Genomic DNA, 22,269 nt, shown 5'->3' on the forward strand with positions numbered 1-22,269 from the left:
GACAGGGCGGCGTCCGGTACCCGCCAGGCCGTAGGGTAACGAGCCACACGCGTCGGGACGGCGCGTCACGGACACTAGAAGGAAGCGAACAAGCCACGATGACGGTTCCCCTGCCGACCGCCACGACGCGGTGGCGCTGCACCCTCTGCGGCAACCTCACGCGCTTCGACGTGACCCGCTCGTCGAAGGTCGTGGAGTACCTCCACCTCGACCTGGCCGGAGAGCCCAAGGTCGAGGAGCGCGAGGTGGTCAGTGAGACCATCGAGTCGGTGCGCTGCCGCTGGTGCAACGCGGTGGACCAGGTGGAACTCGTGGACAGGCCGGGTGCCGACTCCTGAGACCGGGAGACGGCCCCAACAGGTGATGGGGTGTGACGGATGGTGGAGACCACAGGCGGGGGGCCGGGCGACGGCACCGCCGAGGTGCTTGACCGTCCGTTGCCCGACGGCGTGCGGCGGCGGGTCGTACAGATCGTGTCGGACGGCTTCGGCGGGCTGACGATGGCCGAACTGCCCGCACAGCTGCGGCAGTACGCCCGGTTCGCCCCCAACCGGCGGGCCAAGTTCGCCGGGAACGCCATGGCGGCCGCGCTGGAGACCGACACCCTCTTCCGGCAGCGGATCGGGGAGAAGCTGAGAGAGGCCCAGCCGGAACTGGCCGGCGCCCTGGACTCCGGCTCCCCGCCCCCGGCCGCGGACCCGCTCGATGTGGCGGCCGCGGCCTATGTACTGCGCCCCACGGGCTGGGTGAAGCTCGTGACGGCGGCCGGCGAGGAGGCCCTGCGGGCCGACGCAGAGCGGGCCGACGAGGAGAGCCGCGCCGAACTGGAGCGGCTGCGCGAGGAGCTGGACCGGGCCCGGGAGCAGACCCGCGGCGAGACGGAGCGGCTGCGCACGGAGCTGGAGACGGCGAAGAGGGAAGCGGAATCGCTTCACCGCAAGCTGCGGGCGGCCCTCAGCGACGTCAAGCGGGGCGAGGCCGCCCTGCGCAAGCTGCAGGCCGAGATGGAGGCCGGGCGGGCCGAGGGGCAGGCGCACGTGTCCGCCGCCGAGAGCGAGAGCCGGCGGCTCAAGGCCCGGCTCGGCGAGGTGGAGGCCGCCCTGGAGGCCAGCCGCCGGGCCGCCCGCGAGGGACGCAGCGTCGAGGACATGCGGCTGCGGCTGCTGCTCGACACCGTCCTGGACTCGGCCCAGGGACTGCGCCGGGAACTGGCCCTGCCGCCGGTGTCGCTGCGTCCCGCCGACACGGTGGACGCGGTCGAGCCGGGGCGGATGACGCCGAAGGACATCGCCGCCCGGGCGTTGTCCGAGCACGACCCGGCCGTCCTCGACCAGCTGCTCGCCCTGCCGCAGGCGCACCTGGTCGTCGACGGCTACAACGTGACCAAGACCGGCTATCCGCAGATGCCGCTGGAGAAGCAGCGGCTGCGGCTGCTCGGCCAGCTCTCCCAGCTCGCCGCGCAGACCGGCGCCGAGGTCACCTGTGTCTTCGACGGCGCGGAACTGGCGGCCCCGGTGCTGCTCGCCCCGCCGCGCGGGGTCAGGGTGCTCTTCTCGAAGCCCGGTGTCACGGCGGACGAGCTGATCCGCCAGCTGGTGCGCGCCGAGCCGCCGGGCCGCCCGGTGATCGTCGCCTCGACCGACCGCGAGGTCGCCGACGGGGTCGCGCGGGCCGGTGCCCGTCCGGTGGCTTCTGCGATGCTTCTGAAGCGACTGTCCTGAACGTTCAACGTGCATATGCAATGCCCGAATTGGGTGGATCGTCACGCAACGTAGGGTCAATCGAGCATCACGGGACGTTAGTTATGTGCAAAGAGTGTGTTGCGTGACCAGATTTTTGGCTGTTGGGATTTGAACTGATCACAGGAGGGTCACTAGGGTCTGGGCTCGAACCTCCACACGGGTGATCACTCAAACGAAGGAGCCCGTCTCCGTGGCGTCCCATCGTCGACCCAAGCAGCCGAGCCGTGCGCGCGTGACCGTGCTCACCACCGCAGCGGCCGCAGCCGTAGTCCTCAGCGCCAACGCCGCCAACGCGGCGCCCAGCGAGAAGCTGAGCAAGGACGAGGTCAAGGCCAAGGTCGACAAGCTCTACGAGGAGGCCGAGCAGGCCACCGAGAAGCTGGACGGCGCCAAGGAGAAGCAGCAGAAGCTGCAGAAGGAGATCTCCACGATCCAGGACAACGTGGCCCGTGGTCAGGAGGACCTCAACAAGCTGCGGGACAGCCTCGGTTCGATGGCGACCGCGCAGTACCGCTCGGGCGGCATAGATCCGTCCGTCCAGCTCTTCCTCTCGTCCGACCCGGACGACTACCTCGACAAGGCCTCCACGCTCGACCAGTTGAGCAGCCAGCAGGTCGAGGCCCTCAAGAAGATTCAGGACAAACAGCGCGAACTCGCCCAGGAGCGGGCAGAGGCCACCGACAAGCTCAAGGACCTCTCCGCCACCCGCACCGAGCTGGCCAAGCAGAAGAGCGCCGTCCAGTCCAAGCTCGCCGACGCGCAGAAGCTGCTCAACACCCTGACGGCCAAGGAGAAGGCCGCGCTCGACGCCGAGCAGGCCCAGGCCGCCAGCCGCGCCTCCTCCCGCGTGGACCTCGGCAACACCGGCTCCGCCTCCAGCCGGGCCGCCGCCGCCTTCGCCGCCGCCCAGTCCGTGATCGGCTCGCCCTACGTCTACGGCGCCTCCGGACCCTCCTCCTTCGACTGCTCGGGCCTGACCTCCTGGGCCTACGCCCAGGCCGGCGTCACCATCCCGCGCACCTCCGAGGCCCAGGCCAACGCCGGCACCCGGATCTACAGCCAGAGCGACCTCAAGGTCGGCGACCTGGTCATCTTCTACGGCGACTACCACCACGTCGGCCTCTACGCCGGCAACGGCCAGGTGCTGCACGCCCCGCACACCGGCGCCGTGGTCCGCTACGAGTCGATCAGCAACATGACGTTCGAGTTCGGCGTCCGGATCTGACCCCATCCGGTTAAGCGGACACCCGTACGGCCGAAGATCAACTCCACGTTGCGCCCGAACGGGCGAATCGCGGCAACCCATACTGACTCCACGCCCCGCCGGTGACCTGCGTCAGCGGCGGGGCGTCACGTTGCGTGGCCGCCGGGGTCTTTGGCCGGGGTGTGGTCGCACGGCTACTGTCTGGCGCGTTTCCCCCGGCGCCCGGGCATCCCCGTCCCCGGCGCCGGGGGAAGCGGTACCTGTCCGCCAGCAGAAGGACCGCCGTGGGGTTTCATCGCCGTCTCGCACCGTCCGGGTTCAACCGGGGCGCAGGTGCCGCCCTCTGCGTGCTGTCGGCCGCGGCCGCCGCGCTCGGCGCCGTACCGGCGAGCGCCGCCCCGCATCCGGACGGCCGCGCCGAGGTGGACCGGCTGTACCAGCAGGCCGAGGAGGCGACCGAGGCCTACAACAAGGCCGACGAGCGGGCCGACGCGCTGCGCCACGAGGTCAACGACGCCCAGGACCGCATCGCCCGCCAGCAGCAGCGCATCAACACCATGCGGGAGGCGCTCGGTTCGCTGGCCGGCGCCCAGTACCGCTCCGGCGGCATCGACCCCACCGTGGCCCTGCTGTTCTCCGACGACCCCCAGGACTACCTCGACCGGGCCTCCCTGATCGACCGCATCGACGTCCGCCGGGCCGGACAGCTCAGGGAGCTCCAGGGGGCGATGCGCGAACTCGCCCAGGAGCGCGCCGAGACCGCCGGGAAACTCGCCGAGCTGGAACGCAGCCGCAAGGCCGTCGCCTCCCACAAGTCGACCGTGGAGAAGAAGCTCGCCAGGGCCCGGCAGATCCTCGACGGGATGCCCGCCGCCGACCGCGCCGCCTTCGAACACGCCTCCCGCGGCGACGACCGCGCCGACCTGCCCGACCTCTCCGGCGTCGCCGCCCCCAACGGCCGCGCCGCCGCCGCGATCGCCGCCGCCCGCGCCGCCCTCGGCAAGCCGTACGTGTGGGGCGCCAGCGGCCCCTCCGGCTTCGACTGCTCGGGCCTGATGCAGTGGTCGTACGCGCACGCCGGGATCCACCTGCCGCGCACCTCGCAGGAGCAGCGCTACGCCGGCCACCAGGTCCCGCTCTCCCAGGCGCAACCCGGTGACCTGGTCGTCTACCGCTCCGACGCCAGCCATGTGGCCATGTACGTCGGCCACGGCCAGGTCATCCACGCCCCCTACCCGGGCGCCCCGGTCCGCTACGACCCGGTCGGAATGATGCCGGTCTCCTCCGTCACCAGGCCCTGACTTCCGGGCCCCGCCCCGTACGATCGGAAAGTGGCTGGTGGCGGACGGGCGTGGCGCTCAGGAGCGGTGGGTCTCTGCCTGCTGCTCCTGCCGCTGACGGGATGCGGCGGCGGACGGACGGCGACCGGGACGGCGACGGCCGAGGTGCAGCAGGTCCTCGACCGGCGCGCGGCCGCCGTACTCGGCCACGACGAGCAGGCGTACGGCGAGACCGGCACCCGCGCCTCCTACGCCGCCCTGCGCGCCGTACCGCTCGCGGAGTGGGGCTACCGGGTCACCGCCGTGCACCGCGACGGCGCCGAGGCCACCGCCCAGGCGCAACTGCGCTACCGGATCCAGGGCTACGACAAGGCGCCGGTCACGACCGACCGCACCCTCACCCTCGACCGCACCGCCGACGGCCGGTGGTATGTCACATACGACAAGCCCGCCAAGAAGGCCGGCCAGCAACTCTGGGACCAGGGCACGGTGACCGCCGTCAAGGGCGCCCACAGCCTGGTCCTCGGCGTCGGCCAGTCCCAGGACACGCTGCAGGGCTACGCCCGCCTCGCCGACACCGCCGTCCCCGAGGTCTCCAAGGTCTGGGGCACGGACTGGACCGGGCGGGTGGTCCTGCTCGTACCCGCGTCGCTGAACGGCATGGCGGGCCTGCTCGGCGCCCCCGCCGCCAACTACCGGGGCATCGCCGCCGTCACCACGGGCGAGGCCGGAGGCTCCGGCAGGACCCCGGCGGACCGGGTCATCCTCAACCCGGAGGCGTACGCCGTCCTCGGCTCGGTCGGCAGACAGGTGGTGCTGACGCACGAGACCACCCACGTCGCCACCCGCGCCCACACCACGGCCGCCACCCCGCTCTGGCTCTCCGAGGGCTACGCCGACTGGATCGGCTATCTCGACACCGGCCGCACCCCCACCGAGGCCGCCCCCGAACTCACCCGCGCCGTCCAGTCCGGCGAGATCCCCGAGGACCTCCCCGCCGACAAGGACTTCGGCTTCACCGACGACCCCACCAAGCTGGCCGAGGCCTACGAGGGCGGCTGGCTGGCCTGCCGGATGATTGCCGCCCACTGGGGCGAGGAGCGGCTGGGCGCCTTCTACCGGGCCGTGGGCGCGCACCAGGGCCGCGAGGGAGCCGTGGAGGACGCGCTGGGGAAGGAACTCGGCACGACCCTGCCGGCCTTCACCGAGCGGTGGCGGGCGTACCTGGGCGAGCAGCTCGGCGGCTGACCGGGCCACCCGGGGCCGGGGTCAGGAGGAGACCGGGGTCTCCTTGGTGCGGGAGGCCTGGGCGGGCAGCCGGGTCTCCGGGGCCTCGGTCACCGTGGAGCGCCACAGCACCCGGGCCGCCCACACCGTCGCCGCGACGAGGAGGCCGTTGCGCAGCGCCAGCAGGGTGATGCCGTACCAGTCGCTCACCACGACGTGCGAGAAGCCGACCGGGAACTCCAGCACCGTCACGAAGGTCGCCAGCAGGACCAGCACCGCCGGCCAGGTCATCCGGCCGGCCCGGAAGCACAGGCAGACCGCGGCCAGGCCCACCAGCCACACCATGTACTGCGGGCTGATCACCCGGCTGGTGACCGTGAACATCAGGACGGCGGTGAAGGCGGCGTCCGCCAGCGTGTGGGACCGGAAACGGACCGCCGACAGCCGCCACAGCAGCAGCCAGCCGAACGCGAGCGCGGTCAGCAGCAGGGCCGCCGTGCTCACCGCCTTCACCTGCGGGCCCAGGAACTCGATCGAGCCGTAGTTGAGCAGCACCTCGCCGTGCCAGCCGTAGTGCCGGGCGACATGCAGGGCCAGCGCGCCCAGCGACTCCACCTCCGTGCCCCGGTCCCGCTGGAAGGTCAGGAAGGCGAACGCGCCGGGCATGGCCACCGCGAACAGCGCGCCGACCCCGGCCGCCGTGAGCGCCGCCGCGGCCCAGGCCCGCCGCCGTACGGCCCCCAGCAGCAACAGCGCCGGCCACACCTTCACCATCGCCCCGAAGCCCGCCAGCGCGCCCATCAGCCGGGGGTGCCGGGCCCCGGCGAGCAGCGCGGCCACGGCGACGGCGGTGACCAGCAGGTCGTAGCGGGAGTACACGGTCGGGCCGAGCAGCGGGACGCCGATCACCCAGACCCAGGCACCGCGCAGGGTGCGGCCGGGGCGCAGGCCCGCGTAGAGGAGGAGGGAGAGGACCACCAGGTCGGCCAGGAAGGCCAGCACGAAGAAGGCGGTCGGGTAGTCCAGGAAGGGCAGCAGCGCGGGGGCGAGGATCGCCAGGGCGGCCGCGGGCGGGTACTGCCAGGTGACGTCGTCCAGGGGAAACGTTCCGTGCCGCAGGACCTCGTACCAGCCCTGGTAGATCACCGACACGTCGGTCGTCACGTCCGCGCCCGGGAACACGAACACCTTCAGCACGAACAGCAGCAGCACCAGACGGCTGGCCCCCCAGGTGAGCAGCAGCAACGCGAGGGCACGCCGTACGCCCGTCCTGTCCACCCGGTCCCCTGTCCGTCGCCTGTCTGCGCGTGCGCCACATGATCCCCCGCCGGCCTGTGCGGGGGCCATGAAGCACGGCCGAACACCCTGTGCGGGTAGGGTCGGCGCCGATGGACAAGACCCTCGTCGTGACCAATGACTTCCCGCCCCGGCCCGGAGGCATCCAGGCCTTCCTGCACAACATGGCGCTGCGCCTGGACCCCGGGCGACTGGTGGTCTACGCGTCCACGTGGAAGCGGACCCGGGAGGGCGTCGAGGCCACCCGCGCGTTCGACGCGGAGCAGCCCTTCACCGTCGTACGCGATCGTACGACGATGCTGCTGCCCACGCCCGGGGCCACCCGGACCGCGGTCGGGCTGCTCCGGGAGCACGGGTGCACCTCCGTGTGGTTCGGGGCGGCGGCCCCGCTCGGGCTGATGGCGCCGGCGCTGCGGAAGGCCGGGGCGCGGCGGCTGGTCGCCACCACCCACGGGCACGAGGCGGGGTGGGCGCAGCTGCCCGCCGCGCGGCAGCTGCTCGGGCGGATCGGCGAGGCGACGGACACGATCACCTATCTCGGCGAGTACACGCGGTCCCGGATCGCGGGCGCGCTCAGTCCGGCGGCGGCCGGGCGGATGGTGCAGTTGCCGCCGGGGGTGGACGAGAAGGTCTTCCATCCCGGCTCGGGGGGCGCGGCGGTGCGGGCCCGGCTGGGGCTCACCGACCGGCCGGTGGTGGTGTGCGTGTCACGGCTGGTGCCGCGCAAGGGGCAGGACACGCTGATCCTCGCGATGCCGCTGATCCTGGCCGCCGAGCCGGACGCGGTGCTGCTGATCGTGGGGGGCGGGCCGTACGAGGGTGAGCTGCGGCGCCTCGCGAGGGAGACCGGGGTCGAGGCGTCGGTGCGGTTCACGGGGGCCGTGCCGTGGGCCGAGCTGCCGGCCCACTTCGGCGCGGGGGACGTGTTCGCGATGCCGTGCCGGACGCGGCGGGGCGGGCTGGACGTGGAGGGGCTCGGGATCGTGTATCTGGAGGCCTCGGCGACCGGGTTGCCGGTGGTGGCGGGGGACTCCGGGGGCGCGCCTGACGCGGTGCTCGACGGCGAGACCGGGTGGGTCGTGCGGGGCGGGTCGGTGGAGGAGTCCGCCGAGCGGATCGTGGTGCTCCTGGGGGATGCCGAGTTGCGCCGGCGGATGGGGGAGCGGGGGCGGTCGTGGGTCGAGGAGCGGTGGCGGTGGGATCTCCTCGCGGAGCGGCTGAAGGAGCTTCTGTAAAAGTCTGTTCCAAGGGCTTGCGGCAAACGTCGTCGTACCTCTAGGCGGAAGCCGAAAATCCGCACATGCTGCGCGCATGACAGTAAAACTGATGCAGCGTCAGCTGACGAGACGTCACATCCTGGGCATGATCGCCCTCCAGACCGCCGCCGCGGCCGGTCTCACCCGTATCGGCCTCCAGTCGGCGCAGGCCGCCGAGGAGGCCGCCGCCGTCGACAGCGCTCCGGCCATCGTGGTCGGCTCCGGGTACGGCGGGGCCGTGGCCGCGCTCCGGCTCGGCCAGGCGGGCGTACGGACCCTCATGATCGAGATGGGCCAGCTGTGGAACACGGCCGGCTCCGACGGCAAGATCTTCTGTTCCACCGCCGCCCCGGACAAGAGATCCATGTGGTTCAAGACCCGCACGGAGGCCCCGCTCGCCACCTTCCTCTGGCTGGACGTCGTCAACAAGGACATCCCCTCCTACGCGGGCGTGCTCGACCGGGTGCACTACGACAACATGTCTGTGTACGTCGGACGGGGTGTCGGGGGCGGGTCCCTGGTCAACGGGGGGATGGCGGTGACCCCGCTCCAGTCGTACTTCACCGAGCAGTTCCCGACCGTGGACGCGAGCGCGATGTACAGCACGTACTTCCCGCGCGCCCGCACCATGCTCGGCGTCAACACCGTCGACGCCACCTGGTTCGAGTCGACCGAGTGGTACCAGTTCACCCGGACGTCCCGGAAGGCCGCCGACAACACCGGGCTCAAGACCACCTTCGTGCCCAACGTCTACGACTTCGGGTACATGCAGCAGGAGGCCGCCGGCACCGCCACCAAGTCCGCGCTCGCCCAGGAGGTCATCTACGGCAACAACTACGGAAAGAAGAGCCTCGACAAGACCTACCTGGCCGCCGCCCTCGGCACCGGCAACGTCACCATCCACACCCTGGAGCGGGTCAAGTCCGTCACGCGGGCGAGCGACGGGTCGTACCTGCTGAGCGTCGACCGGATCGACACCAGCGGGAACGTCGTCGAGAGCAAGCAGTACAGCTGCACCTATCTGTTCCTGGGCGGTGGCAGCCTCGGGACCACCGAGCTGCTCGTCCGGGCCCGGGACACCGGTGCGCTGCCCGCGCTCAACTCCAGTGTGGGGGGCGGCTGGAGCACCAACGGCAACACCATGGTCGGGCGCGCCAACCACATCTGGGACACCACCGGCGCCAACCAGGCCACCATGCCGGTCATGGGCATCGACGACTGGGCCAACACCGACAACCCGGTCTTCGCGGAGATCGCCCCGCTGCCCATCGGCTTCGAGACCTGGGTGAGCCTGTACCTGGCGATCACCAAGAACCCCCAACGGGCCTCCTTCACCTACGACTCGGCGAGCGGCGGGGTGAAGCTCGGCTGGACCGCGGCGCAGAGCGCGGTCTCGGTCGCCATGGCCAAGAAGCTGTTCGACCGGATCAACGCGGCCAACGCGACGATCTACCGGTACGACCTGTTCGGGTCGAGCAGCAAGGTGTTCGCCGACGACTTCTGCTACCACCCGCTGGGCGGCTGCGTACTGGGCCAGGCGACCGACAACTACGGCCGGGTGAAGGGGTATTCGAAGCTGTACGTCACGGACGGCTCGCTGGTGCCCGGAAACATCGGCGTGAACCCGTTCGTCACCATCACCGCGCTCGCCGAGCGGACGATGGAACGGGTCCTCGCCGAGGACTTCTGAACCGTCAAGTGCCGTAAGGGGCCCGCTACTTCTGGTAGATGGCCTCGATCTCGTCCGCGTAGTCCTTCGCCACCACATTGCGCTTGAGCTTCAGGGACGGCGTCAGGTGGCCCGACTCCTCCGAGAACTGGGAGGACAGAATGCGGAACTTCCGCACCGATTCCGCCTTCGACACCGCGGCGTTGCCGTCGTCGACAGCGGCCTGGATCGCAGCGATCAGATCCGGGTCGTCACGCAGCGACGCCGCGGTGGCACCCGCCGGCTTGCCGTGGTCGGCCGCCCAGCGGCCCAGGAACTCCTCGTCGATGGTGACCAGCGCGCCCACGAACGGCCGCCCGTCGCCCACCACCATGCACTCCGCGACCAGCGCGTGCGCGCGGATCCGGTCCTCGATCACGGCCGGGGCGACGTTCTTGCCGCCCGCGGTGACGATGATCTCCTTCTTGCGGCCGGTGATCCTGAGGTAGCCGTCCTCGTCCAGGGTGCCGATGTCCCCGGTGTGGAACCAGCCGTCGGCAAGCGCCTCGGCCGTCGCGGCCTCGTTGTTCCAGTAGCCCTTGAACAGGTGCTCGCCGTGCAGCAGCACCTCGCCGTCGTCCGCGATGCGGATGACCGAGCCGGGCAGCGGCTGGCCGACCGTGCCGATCTTCTGCCGGTCCCAGGGGTTGAACGCGGTCGCCGCGCAGGACTCGGTGAGGCCGTAGCCCTCCAGGACCGTGAAGCCGATACCGCGGAAGAAGTGGCCGAGGCGCTCGCCGAGCGGGGCGCCGCCGGAGATCGCGTACTCGCCCTTGCCGCCGAGCACCGCGCGCAGCTTGCTGTAGACGAGCTTGTCGAAGGTCTTGTGTTTGATCTTCAGGCCGAGCGACGGGCCGGACGGGGTGTCCAGCGCCTTGCTGTACACGATCGCGGTGTCCGCGGCCTTGTCGAAGATCTTGCCCTTGCCGTCCGCCTGCGCCTTGGCGCGCGCCGAGTTGTAGACCTTCTCGAAGACGCGCGGGACGCCGAGCACCAGCGTCGGCCGGAAGGCGGCCAGTTCGTCGGTGAGGTTCTTGATGTCCGGGACGCAGCCCAGCTTGATCGGCGCCATCATCGGGGCGATCTGGACCAGGCGGCCGAAGACGTGCGCGAGCGGGAGGAAGAGGAGGACCGAACACTCGCCGGTGCGGAACAGCGGACGCAGCCGCTCCACGATGTTGCCGCACTCGGCGAAGAAGCTGCGGTGGGTGAGTACACAGCCCTTGGGGCGCCCGGTGGTACCGCTGGTGTAGACGATGGTCGCCGGGTCGTCCGCCTTCGCCTGCGAGCTGCGCTCGTCGACGGTCGCGTCGGTGACGCCCTGGCCGAGTCTGCCGAGCTCCTCCAGCGCGCCGGCCTCGATCTGCCAGACGTGCTTGAGGGCGGGCAGCGTCTCGCGCACCGACTCGACGGCGGCCGTGTGGCCGTCGAGCTCCACGATGCAGGCGGTGGCGCCGGAGTCGCTGAGGATCCACTGCACCTGCTCCGGCGAGCTGGTCTCGTACACCGGCACGGTGACCGCGCCGGCGCTCCAGATCGCGAAGTCGAGGAGCGTCCACTCGTAGCGGGTGCGGGACATCAGGCCGACCCGGTCGCCCGGCTGGATGCCGGAGGCGATGAGGCCCTTGGCGGCCGCGTGCACCTCGGCCAGGAAGGTGGTGGCGGTGACGTCCGTCCACACCCCCCCGACCTTGCGGGCCATGACGGCTACGTCGGGATGCTGCGCGGCGTTTCTGCGGACGATGTCGGTCAGATTGCCGTCCGCGGGGACCTCGTACAAAGCCGGAAGGCTGAACTCGCGCAAGACTGCTGCTCCTCATAGGGCGCCGACGCCACGACGTTGTGCGATGCGACGGTGCGGTCCAAGGCTCGGGCAGGTGCTCGGGGCTCACCCGCGGGCCACTAGATCCGTTGGTTGAAATCCTGAGCACGACTGGACTGCCCGGACGTTACCCGCCGGTATGGCTTCTTCGACAGGGGGTCCCGGCGAGATGTTCGGTGCGTCACACAGGTTGGTGTTCCTTCGCGTACGGTAGTCCACCCCTTTAGTGACTGACCAGTAACCGCAGCTCCGCCCACCGCCTGTTCACCTATGCCGCACAGGCCTACCCTTGATCACCATGGCAGCCACACCCACCGGCCCCCGAAGGACCCGCGTCCACGTGGTCAGCGACGTGCACGGCAACGTCCGTGACCTGTCCAGAGCCGGCGACGGCGCCGACGCCCTGATCTGCCTCGGCGACCTCGTCCTCTTCCTCGACTACGCCGACCACTCCCGCGGCATCTTCCCCGACCTGTTCGGCGTCGAGAACGCCGACCGCCTCGTCGAACTCCGCACCGCCCGCCGCTTCGAGGAGGCGCGGGAGCTGGGCGCCCGGCTCTGGGGCGGCATCGGCATGGACCGGGCCACGGCCATCGAGAAGGCGGTGCGCAAGCAGTACGCCGAGATGTTCGCGGCCTTCCCGGCACCGACGTACGCGACCTACGGCAATGTCGACATGCCGCAGCTGTGGCCGGAGTACGCCGGACCGGACACCACGGTCCTGGACGGGCAGCGGGTCGAGATCGGCGGGTGGGTGTTCGGCTTCGTCGGCGGGGGACTGCGGACGCCGATGCGCACCCCCTACGAGATCTCCGACGAGGAGTACGCGGCGAAGATCGAGGCGCTCGGCGAGGTCGACGTGCTCTGCACGCACATCCCGCCGGAGGTACCGGAGTTGGTGTACGACACCGTCGCGCGCCGTTTCGAACGGGGCAGCCGGGCGCTGCTGGACGCCATCCGCCGCACCCGCCCCCGCTATGCGCTCTTCGGACATGTCCACCAGCCGCTGGTGAAGCGGATGCGGATCGGCGTCACCGAGTGCGTGAACGTCGGGCACTTCGCCGGTACGGGACGGCCCTGGGCGTTGGAATGGTGAAGACCGCGGACGGCGGTGAAGTCGGCTGGTCGGACGCGCGGTAGCCTTCACGCTGCACACGCGTGCGCACGCGTGCGGCGACCCCTTTCAAATGGTCTCACCGGCCCGCATCTGGAGGAGCCACGGCGATGGCGGAACACACCAGCTCGAGCATCACGATCGAGGCGGCCCCGGCCGACGTCATGGCGGTCATCGCCGACTTCGCCCGCTACCCGGACTGGACCGGCGAGGTGAAGGAGGCGGAGGTCCTGAAGGCCGACGCCCGGGGCCGCGCCGAGCAGGTCCGGCTGGTCATGGACGCCGGTGCGATCAAGGACGACCAGACGCTGGGGTACACCTGGACCGGCGACAACGAGGTCTCCTGGACGCTCGTGAAGTCCCAGATGCTGCGCTCCCTGGACGGCTCGTACCTGCTGAAGCCGGCGGGGGCGGGCGCGACCGAGGTCACCTACTCGCTGACGGTCGACGTCAAGATCCCCATGCTCGGGATGATCAAGCGCAAGGCCGAGAAGGTCATCATCGACCGGGCACTGGCGGGACTGAAGAAGCGGGTGGAGGCGGGCGCGTAGTCGTCCGGCCGCGGGTGGGCCAGGGCTCACCTGGACGTCCGTTACGGTTCACCCTCATGCGCACCCTCCTGATCACCGGCCCCGGCGGCAGCGGTCGTACGACCGTCGCCGCGGCGACCGCACTGCGCGCCGCGGGCGAGGGCATCCCGACCCTCGTGCTGAGCGCCGACCGCACGGACACCCTCGGCGCGGCCCTGGGTACGGCGACAGGACCGGTGCCGGCCCGCGTGACCGGCACCCTCACGGCCTGGCGGCCCGACGCGGCCGCCCGCTTCCGCGAGGACCTCACCGCCTTCCAGTCCCGCGCCGCGAACGTCCTCGACCTCCTCGGCGCCTCCCGCCTGGACGCCGAGGAGCTCACCCCCCTCCCCGGCGCCGAGGAACTCTCCCTGCTCCGCGCGCTGCGCGACGCAGCCCTCTCCGAGCGCTACGAACTGCTCGTCGTGGACCTCCCGCCGGTCTCCCAGGCCCTCGCCCTGCTCGCCCTCCCCGAGGAACTCCGCCGCTATCTGCGCCGGCTGCTCCCGCCCGAACGACAGGCAGCCCGCGCCCTGCGCCCCGTCCTCGGCAGGCTCGCCGGCGTGCCCATGCCCGCCGACTGGCTCTACGAGACGGCCGCCCGCTGGGACGTGGAGCTGGCCGCCGTCGAGGCCGTCCTCGCCGACCGTCGTACCGTCGTACGCCTGGTCGCCGAACCCGGTCCGGCCGGCGCCGACGCCGTGCGCACCGCCCGCCTCGGCCTCGCCCTGCGCGGACTGCGCACCGAGACCGTGGTCGCCAACCGGGTGCTGCCCGAGGCCACCCCGCTGCACGGTCTCGTCGCCCAGCAGCGCAAGACCCTCGCCGAGTGGGGCGAGGAGCAGGACGTCACGGCCGTCGCCCACCTCGGCCACGACCCGCGCGGCACCGACGACCTCGCCGCGCTCGCCGTGCCCGGGGCACCCGGCGTCAACACCGCGCCCGACCCGGTCGAGTGGCCCGTCGCCGACCTGGTCGAGGGGGACGGCGTCCTGGTCTGGCACATCCCGCTGCCCGGCGCGATACGGGACGACCTCGACCTCGTCCGGCGCGGCGACGAGGTGGTGATCACGGTGGGCGGCTTCCGCCGCATCGTCTCGCTGCCCTCGGCCCTGCGCCGCTGCACGGTCGCCGGGGCGGCGCTGCGCGACGGCGAGCTGAGGCTGCGCTTCGCGCCGGACCCGGATCTGTGGCCGCGCTGACGGTGAAACCGGTACGCCCGTTCGGGTAACGTCGTAGAGACGAACCGTAGTCAGGAGTCCGTCATGAGCGAAGAGCGCCCCACAGCTGACGCCTCCGAGGCCGCGGACGAGGTACGGGCGACGGACGACGACGCCTGGGCCACGGCCTGTGCCGAGGACCTCGCCGCGGAGAAGGCCCGCCGCCGCACCCAGTACGGCCCGCCCCCGGGCTCGGCCGCCGAGGAACTGCGCAAGCTCGTCGACACCGTCGCCGACAAGCTCTCCGGCCTGCAGACCCCGCTCCTCGGCGCGGTCGCCGGACCCGCCGCCCAGCAGGTGGTCCGGCAGGTCGTCCAGCAGGCGAAGAACGCGGTCGAGCCCGTCATAGAGCGCAACCCGGACGTCTTCGACCACCTGGCCGCCGCCGGCAGCGAGCTCCTCGCCGCCTACCGCTCCGCGGTCCAGGCCCAGGAGACCCGCTGGACCTCCGGCAGCCCCGACAAGGGCGAGGGCACCGGCCCGGGCGAGCGCATCGATCTCGACTGACAGCCCCCTCGGGTACGGTTGGCCGTAGCGGGGCTCGACCGAAACTGAGGGATTCATGGGACTCACCATCGGCGTCGACATCGGCGGCACGAAGATCGCGGCCGGCGTGGTCGATGAGGAAGGCAACATCCTCTCGACCCACAAGGTGCCGACCCCGGGTACGCCCGAGGGCATCGTGGACGCCATTGCTTCCGCCGTAGAGGGCGCCCGTGCCGGGCACGAGATCGTCGGCGTGGGCATCGGGGCGGCCGGTTACGTGAACCGGCAGCGCTCCACGGTCTACTTCGCGCCCAACATCGACTGGCGCCAGGAGCCGCTGAAGGAGAAGGTCGAGGCCCGCGTCGGCCTTCCCGTGGTCGTGGAGAACGACGCCAACGCGGCCGCCTGGGGCGAGTACAGGTTCGGCGCCGGCAAGGGCCACCGCAACGTCATCTGCATCACCCTCGGCACCGGCCTCGGTGGCGGCATCATCATCGGAAACAAGCTGCGCCGCGGCCACTTCGGGGTCGCCGCCGAGTTCGGTCACATCCGCATGGTCCCGGACGGCCTGCTCTGCGGCTGCGGCTCGCAGGGCTGCTGGGAGCAGTACGCCTCCGGCCGCGCCCTCGTCCGCTACGCCAAGCAGCGCGCCAACGCCACCCCGGAAGCCGCCGAGATCCTGCTCGGCCTCGGTGACGGCACCCCCGAGGGCATCGAGGGCAAGCACATCTCCATGGCCGCCCGCCAGGGCGACCTGGTCGCCGTCGACTCCTACCGCGAGCTCGCCCGCTGGGCCGGCGCAGGCCTCGCCGACCTCGCCTCCCTCTTCGACCCCTCCGCCTTCATCGTCGGCGGTGGCCTCTCGGACGAGGGCGAACTGGTCCTCGACCCGATCCGCAAGTCCTACAAGCGCTGGCTGGTAGGCGGCAACTGGCGCCCGGTCGCCGAGGTCATCGCCGCCCAACTGGGCAACGAGGCAGGCCTGGTCGGCGCCGCCGACCTGGCGAGAGAGCCCGACCCGATCATGTGATGCCCCGGACCCTTTGAGGTGCGGCAACTGCACTTCCCTAAGGGGCGCGGGGCTGTGTTTGATGTGCGGCTGCCGCCGCGTGGGCGCGACAAGCCACGACGCACCGGCAGCCGCGCACGCACCTCGCGCCCCACCCCATTGGGCGCACAGCTCCCGCACCCGGCGTAGATTGATCACATGGCGCCGCTCCCCAACTCCCACACAGAGCCCGACGGTTCCGCCGTCATCCGCGTCCTCAGCTACAACATTCGCTCCATGCGGGACGACACCGACGCCCTCGCCCGCGTCATCAAGGCCTGCGCCCCCGACCTGGTCCTCGTCCAGGAAGCCCCCCGCTTCTTCCGCTGGCGCAAGAAGCTCGCCCGGCTGGCCTCCGCCGCCGATCTGGTGATCCTCACCGGCGGGGCGACCGCGGCGGGCCCGGCGATCCTCTGCGACCTGCGCGCCACCGTCGAGCGCACCGAGGACGTCCTGCTCCCGCTCACCCCCGGCCTGCACCGCCGCGGCCTCGCGACCGCCGTCGTCCGCTTCGGTGCCGTCCGCCTGGGCGTCGCCAGCTTCCACCTCAGCCTTCAGCAGGACGAGCGCCACGAGCAGGGCGGCATGCTCCTCGACCGCCTCGCCGGCCTGGGCGTGGAACACGCCATCGCGGGCGGCGACCTCAACGACCGCCCCGACGGCCGCACCTTCCGCCGCCTGGCCGACACCCTCCAGGACTGCCGCACCACCGCACCCTGGGGCGGCGAGTTCACCTCCGACTCCACCGACCCGCACCAGCGCATCGACGCCATCTTCGCCACCAAGGGCATCGAGGTACTCGCCAGCGGCGTCCCGACAGCCCTCCCCGGCATCACCGACACAGACCTGAGGACGGCCACGGACCACCTCCCGGTCCTGGCCGCCCTCCGGATTCCCGCCGCGTAAAGACGGCTGTCAGACCACGGCACCCCGGCCCGGGTCGCCGTCCTCGTCGTCGTCCGTCTTCATGCGGGTCACCAGGGTGACGAAGCCGCCGAGGAAGCCGCCGATGCCCAGGGTCGCCAGCCACCAGGTCATGTCCCAGCCGAGCAGCACCGCGAGCAGCAGCAGGATCGGCCCGCCGACCACGCCCAGCCAGGCGAACCTGGCCGTCGTGTCGGCGGACGGCAGCGGCGGCGGCTCGGGCGGCACGAAGTGGCCCTCGTCGTCCTCGTCGAAGTCGTCCTCGGACGCCTCCGGCGCCGTGTAGTCACGCGGGCCCACCCCGGGCGCGAAGGAGACGGAACTGCCCAGCGGCTTCGCGGGCACCTGCCCCTCGGCCGCCCCGGAGTCCGGCTCGGCGTCGTCGTCCTCCTCCATCGCCGGCAGCGCGAGGTCCTCCACCGGCTTGAAGGGCTTCGCGCCCGGCGGGTCCGGTGGTTCGTCGCCGTACCCCGCGACGATCGCCGCCCAGGCGGCCGCCTCGTCGAAGGGCACCCCTTTCTCGTCCGGCTCGCGGTCCTCGCGGTCGGAGTCGTGCTCAGCCAACTGCGGCCGTCCCTTCCTTGCCGACACTGGGTGCGAGCCGGCCGATGAAGGCGAGGCTCTCCTCGAAGATCCGGTCCGCATCGTGGTCCAACGTCGCCACGTGGTAACTCTGTTCCAGCACGACCTCGGTTACGTCCGTGGAGGACACCCGGCTCAGGATCCGGGCGGAATCGGCCGGCGGCACCACATGGTCCTGGACGCTGTGCAGAAGCAGCAGCGGCTGGGTCACCTGCGGAAGCTCACCGTCCACCCGGCGGAAGAAGTTCCGCAGCGAGTGCGCGCTGTGCAGCGGCACCCGGTCGTACCCCACCTCCGCCGCACCCGGCTTGGCGATGTCGCTGGCGATGCCCGGCGTCGTCCGCACGAGATGGCGGGCCACCGGAAGGGCGTACGCCGACAGGCCGTGCACCTTGTTCGCCGGGTTGACGATCACCACGCCGTCCACACCCGTCCCGTTCTTGGCGGCCAGCCGCAGCGCCAGCGTGCCGCCCATCGACAGGCCCGCCACGAACACCTGGGAGCAGCGCTCGCGCAGCAGCCGCAGCTCGCGGTCCACCTCCGCGTACCAGTCCTGCCAGCCGGTGACCTGCATGTCCTCCCAGCGGGTGCCGTGCCCGGGCAGCAGGGGCAGGGACACGGTCAGGCCGTGTGCCGCGTGGTGCTCCGCCCAGGGGCGCAGCGACTGGGGCGAGCCGGTGAAACCATGACAGAGGAGGACGCCGACCTCCCCGCCGTCATGGCGGTACGGCTCGGCTCCGGGGAGAACCGGCACCTTCGGTCTCCAATTCATGAGTGGGGGCGGGAACTGCGCGGGGCCCGAACGACGACTTCGGATGTGCTTCACCGTACGCGACGGCACTGACACCGACCAGGGTCGTCGGGCCCATTCCCGGCGCTCCGGGTTAAGGTCTCATCGACAGAAACAGGAGGCACTGGGTTGTTGTACGGCGCGATGAAGGTCGCCATCGGGGGACCGCTGAAGGTCACCTTCAGGCCCTGGGTGGAGGGCCTGGAGAACATCCCGGCCGAGGGCGCGGCCATCCTGGCCAGTAACCACCTGTCCTTCTCGGACTCGTTCTTCCTGCCCGCGGTGCTGGACCGCAAGGTCACCTTCATCGCGAAGGCCGAGTACTTCACCACACCCGGGGTGAAGGGCCGGCTGACGGCCGCCTTCTTCAAGGGTGTCGGCCAGCTCCCGGTGGACCGTTCCGGCGCGCGCGGCGCCGGCGAGGCGGCGATCAGGAGCGGCCTGGAGGTGCTGGAGCGCGGCGAGTTGTTCGGCATCTACCCGGAGGGCACCCGCTCGCCCGACGGCCGTCTCTACCGGGGCAAGCCCGGCGGCCTCGCGCGCGTGGCGCTCGCGAGCGGCGCCCCGGTGATCCCGGTCGCCATGATCGACACCGAGAAGATCCAGCCGCCGGGGCAGGTGATGCCCAAGCTGATGCGTCCGGGCATCCGGATCGGCAGGCCGCTGGACTTCAGCCGCTACCAGGGCATGGAGCACGACCGGTTCGTGCTGCGCGCGGTGACCGACGAGGTCATGTACGAGATCATGAAGCTCTCGGGCCAGGAGTACGTCGACATCTACGCGACCGCCGCCAAGCGGCAGATCGCCGAGGCCGCCAAGGCCGGCAAGGACGCCGCGAAGGCGGAGAAGAAGGCCGCCGAGTCCTGACGGTGCGGCGCACGGGGGACCGAGGGGCCGGGGACCGAGGGCCCGGCCCGGGGATGGGGGACTGGGGGGCATGACCAAGCGGGAACGGGTCGTACGGATGTCGGTCGAGCAGCCGCTGTGGCGCGCGCTCACCGGCTACCGCGTGCTGACCCTGCTGTACGCGATAGGCCTGTTCGCCTCCGCCTACGAGGACTACGACCGGCCGGGCGTCGCCATCGGCTACTACGCCGTCCTGACCGTCTGGACCCTGGCGACCCTGCCCCGTGTGCAGAACGCGGCGGCCTGCACCAAGCGCTTCCTCGCCGTCGACCTCGCGATCGCGATCACCGGCATCGTGCTGACCCCCTGGGTGGTCACCCAGGGCCACATCGACCGCGGCGGCCCCACCCTGCCGTCGATATGGACCGCCGGCTCGGTCCTCGCCTTCGCCATCAAGGGCGGCTGGCGCTGGGCCGCGTTCGCCTCCACCCCGGTGGCCGCCGCCAACCTGATCGAGCGCGGCCACCCGGCCCGCGACACCGTCCACAGCGTGGTCCTGGTCTGGGTGGCGTCCATCGCCATCGGGTACGTCGTGGAGGTCGCCCGTGCCTCCGAGCGCACCCTCGCCCGCGCCCTGGAGATCGAGGCCGCCACCCGGGAACGCGAGCGGCTGGCCCGGGACATCCACGACAGCGTGCTCCAGGTGCTCGCCATGGTGCAGCGGCGCGGGGCGGTCCTCGGCGGCGAGGCGGCCGAACTCGGGCGGCTGGCCGGGGAGCAGGAGGTGGCCCTGCGCACGCTCGTCTCCGGCGGCCTGGTGCCGCTCTCGCGGGCCTCCGAGGACGCCGCCGACGGGGCGGTCGTACGCCTCGTCGAGGAACCGGACGACTCCGGTCCCGTCGATCTGCGGACGCTGCTCGCGCCGTACGCCGGGTCCCGGGTGAGCCTGGCCGAGCCCGGCGCTCCGGTGACGCTGGCGCCGCACGCGGCCCGTGAACTGGCCGCCGCCGTCGGCGCCGCCCTGGAGAACGTGCGCCGGCACGCGGGGGAGACGGCGCGGGCCTGGATCCTGGTCGAGGACGAGCCGGACGGGATCGTGGTGACCGTACGGGACGACGGCCCCGGCATCCCGGAGGGGCGGCTCGCCCAGGCCGAGGGGGAGGGGCGGCTCGGGGTGGCCCAGTCGATCCGCGGACGGCTGCGCGACCTCGGCGGCAGCGCCGAGCTGTTCTCGACTCCCGGGCAGGGCACGGAAGTGGAGCTGAAGGTACCGAAGGTCTCCCCGGGGAAGGCGGAGCGGCGATGAGCATCAAGGTGATGGTGGTCGACGACCACCCGATGTGGCGCGACGCGGTCGCCCGGGACCTGGCCGAGTCCGGGTTCGAGGTGGTCGCCACCGCCGGGGACGGCGACCAGGCGGTGCGCCGGGCCAAGGCCGCCGCGCCCGACGTCCTCGTCCTGGACCTCAACCTGCCCGCCAAGCCCGGCGTCCAGGTCTGCAAGGAACTCGTCGGGCACAACCCGGCGTTGCGGGTCCTGGTCCTCTCGGCCAGCGGGGAGCACGCCGACGTCCTGGAGGCGGTGAAGTCCGGCGCGACCGGCTATCTGCTGAAGTCGGCCTCGACCGAGGAACTCCTGGACGCGGTGCGCCGTACCGCCGTCGGCGACCCGGTGTTCACGCCCGGTCTCGCCGGGCTGGTCCTCGGCGAGTACCGCCGGCTCGCCTCCGAACCGGCCCCGGCCGCGGATGCCGAGCGGCCCGACGCGCCCCGGCTCACCGACCGCGAGACCGAGGTGCTGCGGCTGGTCGCCAAGGGCCTGAGCTACAAGCAGATCGCCGAGCGCCTGGTCATCTCGCACCGCACGGTGCAGAACCACGTCCAGAACACCCTCGGCAAACTCCAGCTGCACAACAGGGTGGAGCTGGTCCGTTATGCGATAGAGCGCGGCCTCGACGACGAATGATCCACAGGTGATGTGATCTTCGCCCTTGACGGCAAGTAAACCAACCGCCCACCGATTCACCGGAATTGCCCTTCCCGCCCATCCCTGTGTGACCTGGATCACCACTAGCGTGACCCTCACCAGGCAACCGCGGCGAAGGGACATTTCCATGCGGGTCGGAGTACTGACCGGAGGCGGCGACTGCCCCGGGCTCAACGCCGTCATCCGGGGCGTCGTCCGCAAGGGCGTGCAGGAGTACGGCTACGACTTCGTCGGTTTCCGGGACGGCTGGCGCGGACCCCTCGAAGGCGACACCGTCCGCCTCGACATCCCCGCCGTGCGCGGCATCCTGCCCCGCGGCGGCACCATCCTCGGCTCCTCGCGCACCAACCCCCTCAAGCAGGAGAACGGCATCCGCCGGATCAAGGACAACCTCGCCAAGCTGGAGGTCGAGGCGCTCATCGCGATCGGCGGCGAGGACACCCTCGGCGTCGCCGCCCGCCTCACCGACGAGTACGGCGTGCCCGTCGTCGGCGTCCCGAAGACCATCGACAACGACCTGTCCGCCACCGACTACACCTTCGGCTTCGACACCGCCGTCGGCATCGCGACGGAGGCCATCGACCGGCTGCACACCACCGCCGAGTCCCATATGCGGGTCCTGGTCTGCGAGGTGATGGGCCGGCACGCCGGGTGGATCGCCATCCACTCCGGCCTCGCCGGCGGCGCCAACGTCATCCTCATCCCCGAGCAGCGCTTCGACGTCGACCAGGTCTGCGCCTGGGTGACCTCGCGTTTCAAGGCGTCCTACGCCCCGATCGTGGTCGTCGCTGAGGGCGCCATGCCCAAGGACGGCGAGGCCGTCCTCAAGGACGGCACCCTCGACTCCTTCGGGCACGTCCGCCTCTCCGGGGTCGGCGAGTGGCTCGCCAAGGAGATCGAGAAGCGCACCGGCAAGGAGGCCCGCACCACGGTCCTCGGGCACATCCAGCGTGGCGGCACCCCGAGCGCCTTCGACCGCTGGCTCGCCACCCGCTTCGGCCTGCACGCCATCGAGGCCGTCCGCGACGGCGACTTCGGCAAGATGGTCGCCCTGCGCGGCACCGACATCGTCCGGGTACCGATCGCCGAGGCCACGGCCAAACTGAAGACCGTCGACCTGAAGCTCTACGAAGAGGTCGGGGTGTTCTTCGGCTGACCGGCGCGCCGGG

General features: G+C 71.6%; 21 protein-coding genes. 17 read left to right on the top strand and 4 right to left on the bottom strand.

Annotation, left to right across the window (positions count from 1 at the left end):
* The first annotated feature begins 98 nt into the window (after positions 1-98).
* From ACGFZS_RS04025 to ACGFZS_RS04045, 5 genes are all read left to right on the top strand, one after another.
* Positions 99-338, top strand: a complete 240-nt coding sequence (locus tag ACGFZS_RS04025; RefSeq protein ID WP_207821641.1) for a hypothetical protein — start codon at positions 99-101, stop codon at positions 336-338.
* 39 nt (positions 339-377) lie between these two features.
* Complete coding sequence (locus ACGFZS_RS04030) at positions 378-1,721, top strand: NYN domain-containing protein (RefSeq protein ID WP_393793784.1); 1,344 nt, start codon at positions 378-380, stop codon at positions 1,719-1,721.
* A 211-nt stretch (positions 1,722-1,932) separates the two neighbouring features.
* Positions 1,933-2,967: an NlpC/P60 family protein gene (locus tag ACGFZS_RS04035; RefSeq protein ID WP_355723355.1), complete on the top strand. Its 1,035-nt coding sequence runs from the start codon at positions 1,933-1,935 to the stop codon at positions 2,965-2,967.
* A gap of 263 nt (positions 2,968-3,230) precedes the next feature.
* Positions 3,231-4,247, top strand: a complete 1,017-nt coding sequence (locus ACGFZS_RS04040; protein ID WP_393793785.1) for an NlpC/P60 family protein — start codon at positions 3,231-3,233, stop codon at positions 4,245-4,247.
* Positions 4,248-4,313: 66 nt separating this feature from the next.
* Positions 4,314-5,474, top strand: coding sequence for a hypothetical protein (locus ACGFZS_RS04045; RefSeq protein ID WP_393793786.1), 1,161 nt, complete (start codon positions 4,314-4,316; stop codon positions 5,472-5,474).
* Between the two features lie 21 nt (positions 5,475-5,495).
* Here ACGFZS_RS04045 and ACGFZS_RS04050 read toward each other — a convergent pair whose 3' ends face one another.
* The gene (locus tag ACGFZS_RS04050; protein ID WP_393793787.1) at positions 5,496-6,731 is read right to left on the bottom strand and encodes a glycosyltransferase 87 family protein; all 1,236 of its coding nucleotides are present in this window, start codon (positions 6,729-6,731) and stop codon (positions 5,496-5,498) included.
* A 110-nt stretch (positions 6,732-6,841) separates the two neighbouring features.
* On the opposite strand from ACGFZS_RS04050, the gene ACGFZS_RS04055 reads away from it, so the two are divergent.
* Both ACGFZS_RS04055 and ACGFZS_RS04060 read left to right on the top strand, forming a co-directional pair.
* Complete coding sequence (locus tag ACGFZS_RS04055) at positions 6,842-7,984, top strand: glycosyltransferase family 4 protein (protein WP_393793788.1); 1,143 nt, start codon at positions 6,842-6,844, stop codon at positions 7,982-7,984.
* Positions 7,985-8,111: 127 nt separating this feature from the next.
* Complete coding sequence (locus tag ACGFZS_RS04060) at positions 8,112-9,695, top strand: GMC oxidoreductase (RefSeq protein WP_393794114.1); 1,584 nt, start codon at positions 8,112-8,114, stop codon at positions 9,693-9,695.
* Positions 9,696-9,720: 25 nt separating this feature from the next.
* On the opposite strand, the gene ACGFZS_RS04065 is transcribed toward ACGFZS_RS04060, so the two are convergent.
* Entirely contained in the window at positions 9,721-11,517 is a 1,797-nt protein-coding gene (locus ACGFZS_RS04065) for an AMP-dependent synthetase/ligase (protein WP_365680280.1), read from the bottom strand.
* Between the two features lie 316 nt (positions 11,518-11,833).
* On the opposite strand from ACGFZS_RS04065, the gene ACGFZS_RS04070 reads away from it, so the two are divergent.
* The 6 genes from ACGFZS_RS04070 to ACGFZS_RS04095 all read left to right on the top strand — a co-directional run bounded on the left by ACGFZS_RS04070 (position 11,834) and on the right by ACGFZS_RS04095 (position 16,878).
* On the top strand, positions 11,834-12,631 hold the full coding sequence (locus ACGFZS_RS04070; RefSeq protein WP_393793789.1) for a metallophosphoesterase: 798 nt from the start codon (positions 11,834-11,836) through the stop codon (positions 12,629-12,631).
* Positions 12,632-12,759: 128 nt separating this feature from the next.
* Positions 12,760-13,200, top strand: coding sequence for an SRPBCC family protein (locus tag ACGFZS_RS04075; protein ID WP_365680284.1), 441 nt, complete (start codon positions 12,760-12,762; stop codon positions 13,198-13,200).
* Positions 13,201-13,256: 56 nt separating this feature from the next.
* The gene (locus tag ACGFZS_RS04080; RefSeq protein ID WP_393793790.1) at positions 13,257-14,420 is read left to right on the top strand and encodes an ArsA family ATPase; all 1,164 of its coding nucleotides are present in this window, start codon (positions 13,257-13,259) and stop codon (positions 14,418-14,420) included.
* Positions 14,421-14,483: 63 nt separating this feature from the next.
* The gene (locus ACGFZS_RS04085) at positions 14,484-14,945 is read left to right on the top strand and encodes a DUF5304 domain-containing protein (protein WP_393793791.1); all 462 of its coding nucleotides are present in this window, start codon (positions 14,484-14,486) and stop codon (positions 14,943-14,945) included.
* A gap of 55 nt (positions 14,946-15,000) precedes the next feature.
* On the top strand, positions 15,001-15,954 hold the full coding sequence (locus ACGFZS_RS04090; protein ID WP_393793792.1) for an ROK family glucokinase: 954 nt from the start codon (positions 15,001-15,003) through the stop codon (positions 15,952-15,954).
* A gap of 177 nt (positions 15,955-16,131) precedes the next feature.
* Positions 16,132-16,878: an endonuclease/exonuclease/phosphatase family protein gene (locus ACGFZS_RS04095; protein WP_393793793.1), complete on the top strand. Its 747-nt coding sequence runs from the start codon at positions 16,132-16,134 to the stop codon at positions 16,876-16,878.
* Positions 16,879-16,887: 9 nt separating this feature from the next.
* Here ACGFZS_RS04095 and ACGFZS_RS04100 read toward each other — a convergent pair whose 3' ends face one another.
* Together ACGFZS_RS04100 and ACGFZS_RS04105 are read right to left on the bottom strand one after the other, a co-directional pair.
* Entirely contained in the window at positions 16,888-17,460 is a 573-nt protein-coding gene (locus ACGFZS_RS04100; RefSeq protein WP_393655262.1) for a hypothetical protein, read from the bottom strand.
* Positions 17,453-18,232: an alpha/beta fold hydrolase gene (locus ACGFZS_RS04105; protein ID WP_355723320.1), complete on the bottom strand. Its 780-nt coding sequence runs from the start codon at positions 18,230-18,232 to the stop codon at positions 17,453-17,455. The genes ACGFZS_RS04100 and ACGFZS_RS04105 overlap by 8 nt, the downstream gene beginning before the upstream one ends.
* 165 nt (positions 18,233-18,397) lie before the next feature.
* Here ACGFZS_RS04105 and ACGFZS_RS04110 point away from each other — a divergent pair, with 165 nt between their 5' ends.
* The 4 genes from ACGFZS_RS04110 to ACGFZS_RS04125 all read left to right on the top strand — a co-directional run bounded on the left by ACGFZS_RS04110 (position 18,398) and on the right by ACGFZS_RS04125 (position 22,256).
* Positions 18,398-19,135 carry a lysophospholipid acyltransferase family protein gene (locus ACGFZS_RS04110; RefSeq protein WP_365680292.1) on the top strand — a complete coding sequence of 246 codons (738 nt, stop codon included), beginning with the start codon at positions 18,398-18,400 and terminating at the stop codon, positions 19,133-19,135.
* A 70-nt stretch (positions 19,136-19,205) separates the two neighbouring features.
* Positions 19,206-20,420 (top strand): MacS family sensor histidine kinase, encoded by a 1,215-nt coding sequence (macS, locus tag ACGFZS_RS04115; protein ID WP_365680294.1) that lies wholly within the window; start codon positions 19,206-19,208, stop codon positions 20,418-20,420.
* Positions 20,417-21,079 carry a response regulator transcription factor gene (locus ACGFZS_RS04120; RefSeq protein WP_355723312.1) on the top strand — a complete coding sequence of 221 codons (663 nt, stop codon included), beginning with the start codon at positions 20,417-20,419 and terminating at the stop codon, positions 21,077-21,079. Before macS ends, ACGFZS_RS04120 begins: the two co-directional genes overlap by 4 nt.
* Positions 21,080-21,227: 148 nt before the next feature.
* A complete protein-coding gene (locus tag ACGFZS_RS04125) occupies positions 21,228-22,256 on the top strand; it encodes a 6-phosphofructokinase (RefSeq protein ID WP_393793794.1) in 1,029 nt (342 codons plus the stop codon).
* The last annotated feature ends 13 nt before the right edge of the window (positions 22,257-22,269 follow it).

Origin of the sequence: Streptomyces sp. NPDC048288 (assembly GCF_043201555.1) — a bacterium.
In the GTDB taxonomy this organism is placed as follows: Bacteria; Actinomycetota; Actinomycetes; order Streptomycetales; family Streptomycetaceae; genus Streptomyces.

Excerpts from the sequence above, each read along its gene's own strand:
- ACGFZS_RS04025 (WP_207821641.1), top strand. The coding sequence starts at position 99 with ATGACGGTTCCCCTGCCGACCGCCACGACGCGGTGGCGCTGCACCCTC.
- ACGFZS_RS04030 (WP_393793784.1), top strand. The coding sequence starts at position 378 with ATGGTGGAGACCACAGGCGGGGGGCCGGGCGACGGCACCGCCGAGGTG.
- ACGFZS_RS04055 (WP_393793788.1), top strand. The coding sequence starts at position 6,842 with ATGGACAAGACCCTCGTCGTGACCAATGACTTCCCGCCCCGGCCCGGA.
- ACGFZS_RS04060 (WP_393794114.1), top strand. The coding sequence starts at position 8,112 with ATGATCGCCCTCCAGACCGCCGCCGCGGCCGGTCTCACCCGTATCGGC.
- ACGFZS_RS04070 (WP_393793789.1), top strand. The coding sequence starts at position 11,834 with ATGGCAGCCACACCCACCGGCCCCCGAAGGACCCGCGTCCACGTGGTC.
- ACGFZS_RS04075 (WP_365680284.1), top strand. The coding sequence starts at position 12,760 with ATGGCGGAACACACCAGCTCGAGCATCACGATCGAGGCGGCCCCGGCC.
- ACGFZS_RS04080 (WP_393793790.1), top strand. The coding sequence starts at position 13,257 with ATGCGCACCCTCCTGATCACCGGCCCCGGCGGCAGCGGTCGTACGACC.
- ACGFZS_RS04085 (WP_393793791.1), top strand. The coding sequence starts at position 14,484 with ATGAGCGAAGAGCGCCCCACAGCTGACGCCTCCGAGGCCGCGGACGAG.
- ACGFZS_RS04090 (WP_393793792.1), top strand. The coding sequence starts at position 15,001 with ATGGGACTCACCATCGGCGTCGACATCGGCGGCACGAAGATCGCGGCC.
- ACGFZS_RS04095 (WP_393793793.1), top strand. The coding sequence starts at position 16,132 with ATGGCGCCGCTCCCCAACTCCCACACAGAGCCCGACGGTTCCGCCGTC.
- macS (WP_365680294.1), top strand. The coding sequence starts at position 19,206 with ATGACCAAGCGGGAACGGGTCGTACGGATGTCGGTCGAGCAGCCGCTG.
- ACGFZS_RS04120 (WP_355723312.1), top strand. The coding sequence starts at position 20,417 with ATGAGCATCAAGGTGATGGTGGTCGACGACCACCCGATGTGGCGCGAC.
- ACGFZS_RS04125 (WP_393793794.1), top strand. The coding sequence starts at position 21,228 with ATGCGGGTCGGAGTACTGACCGGAGGCGGCGACTGCCCCGGGCTCAAC.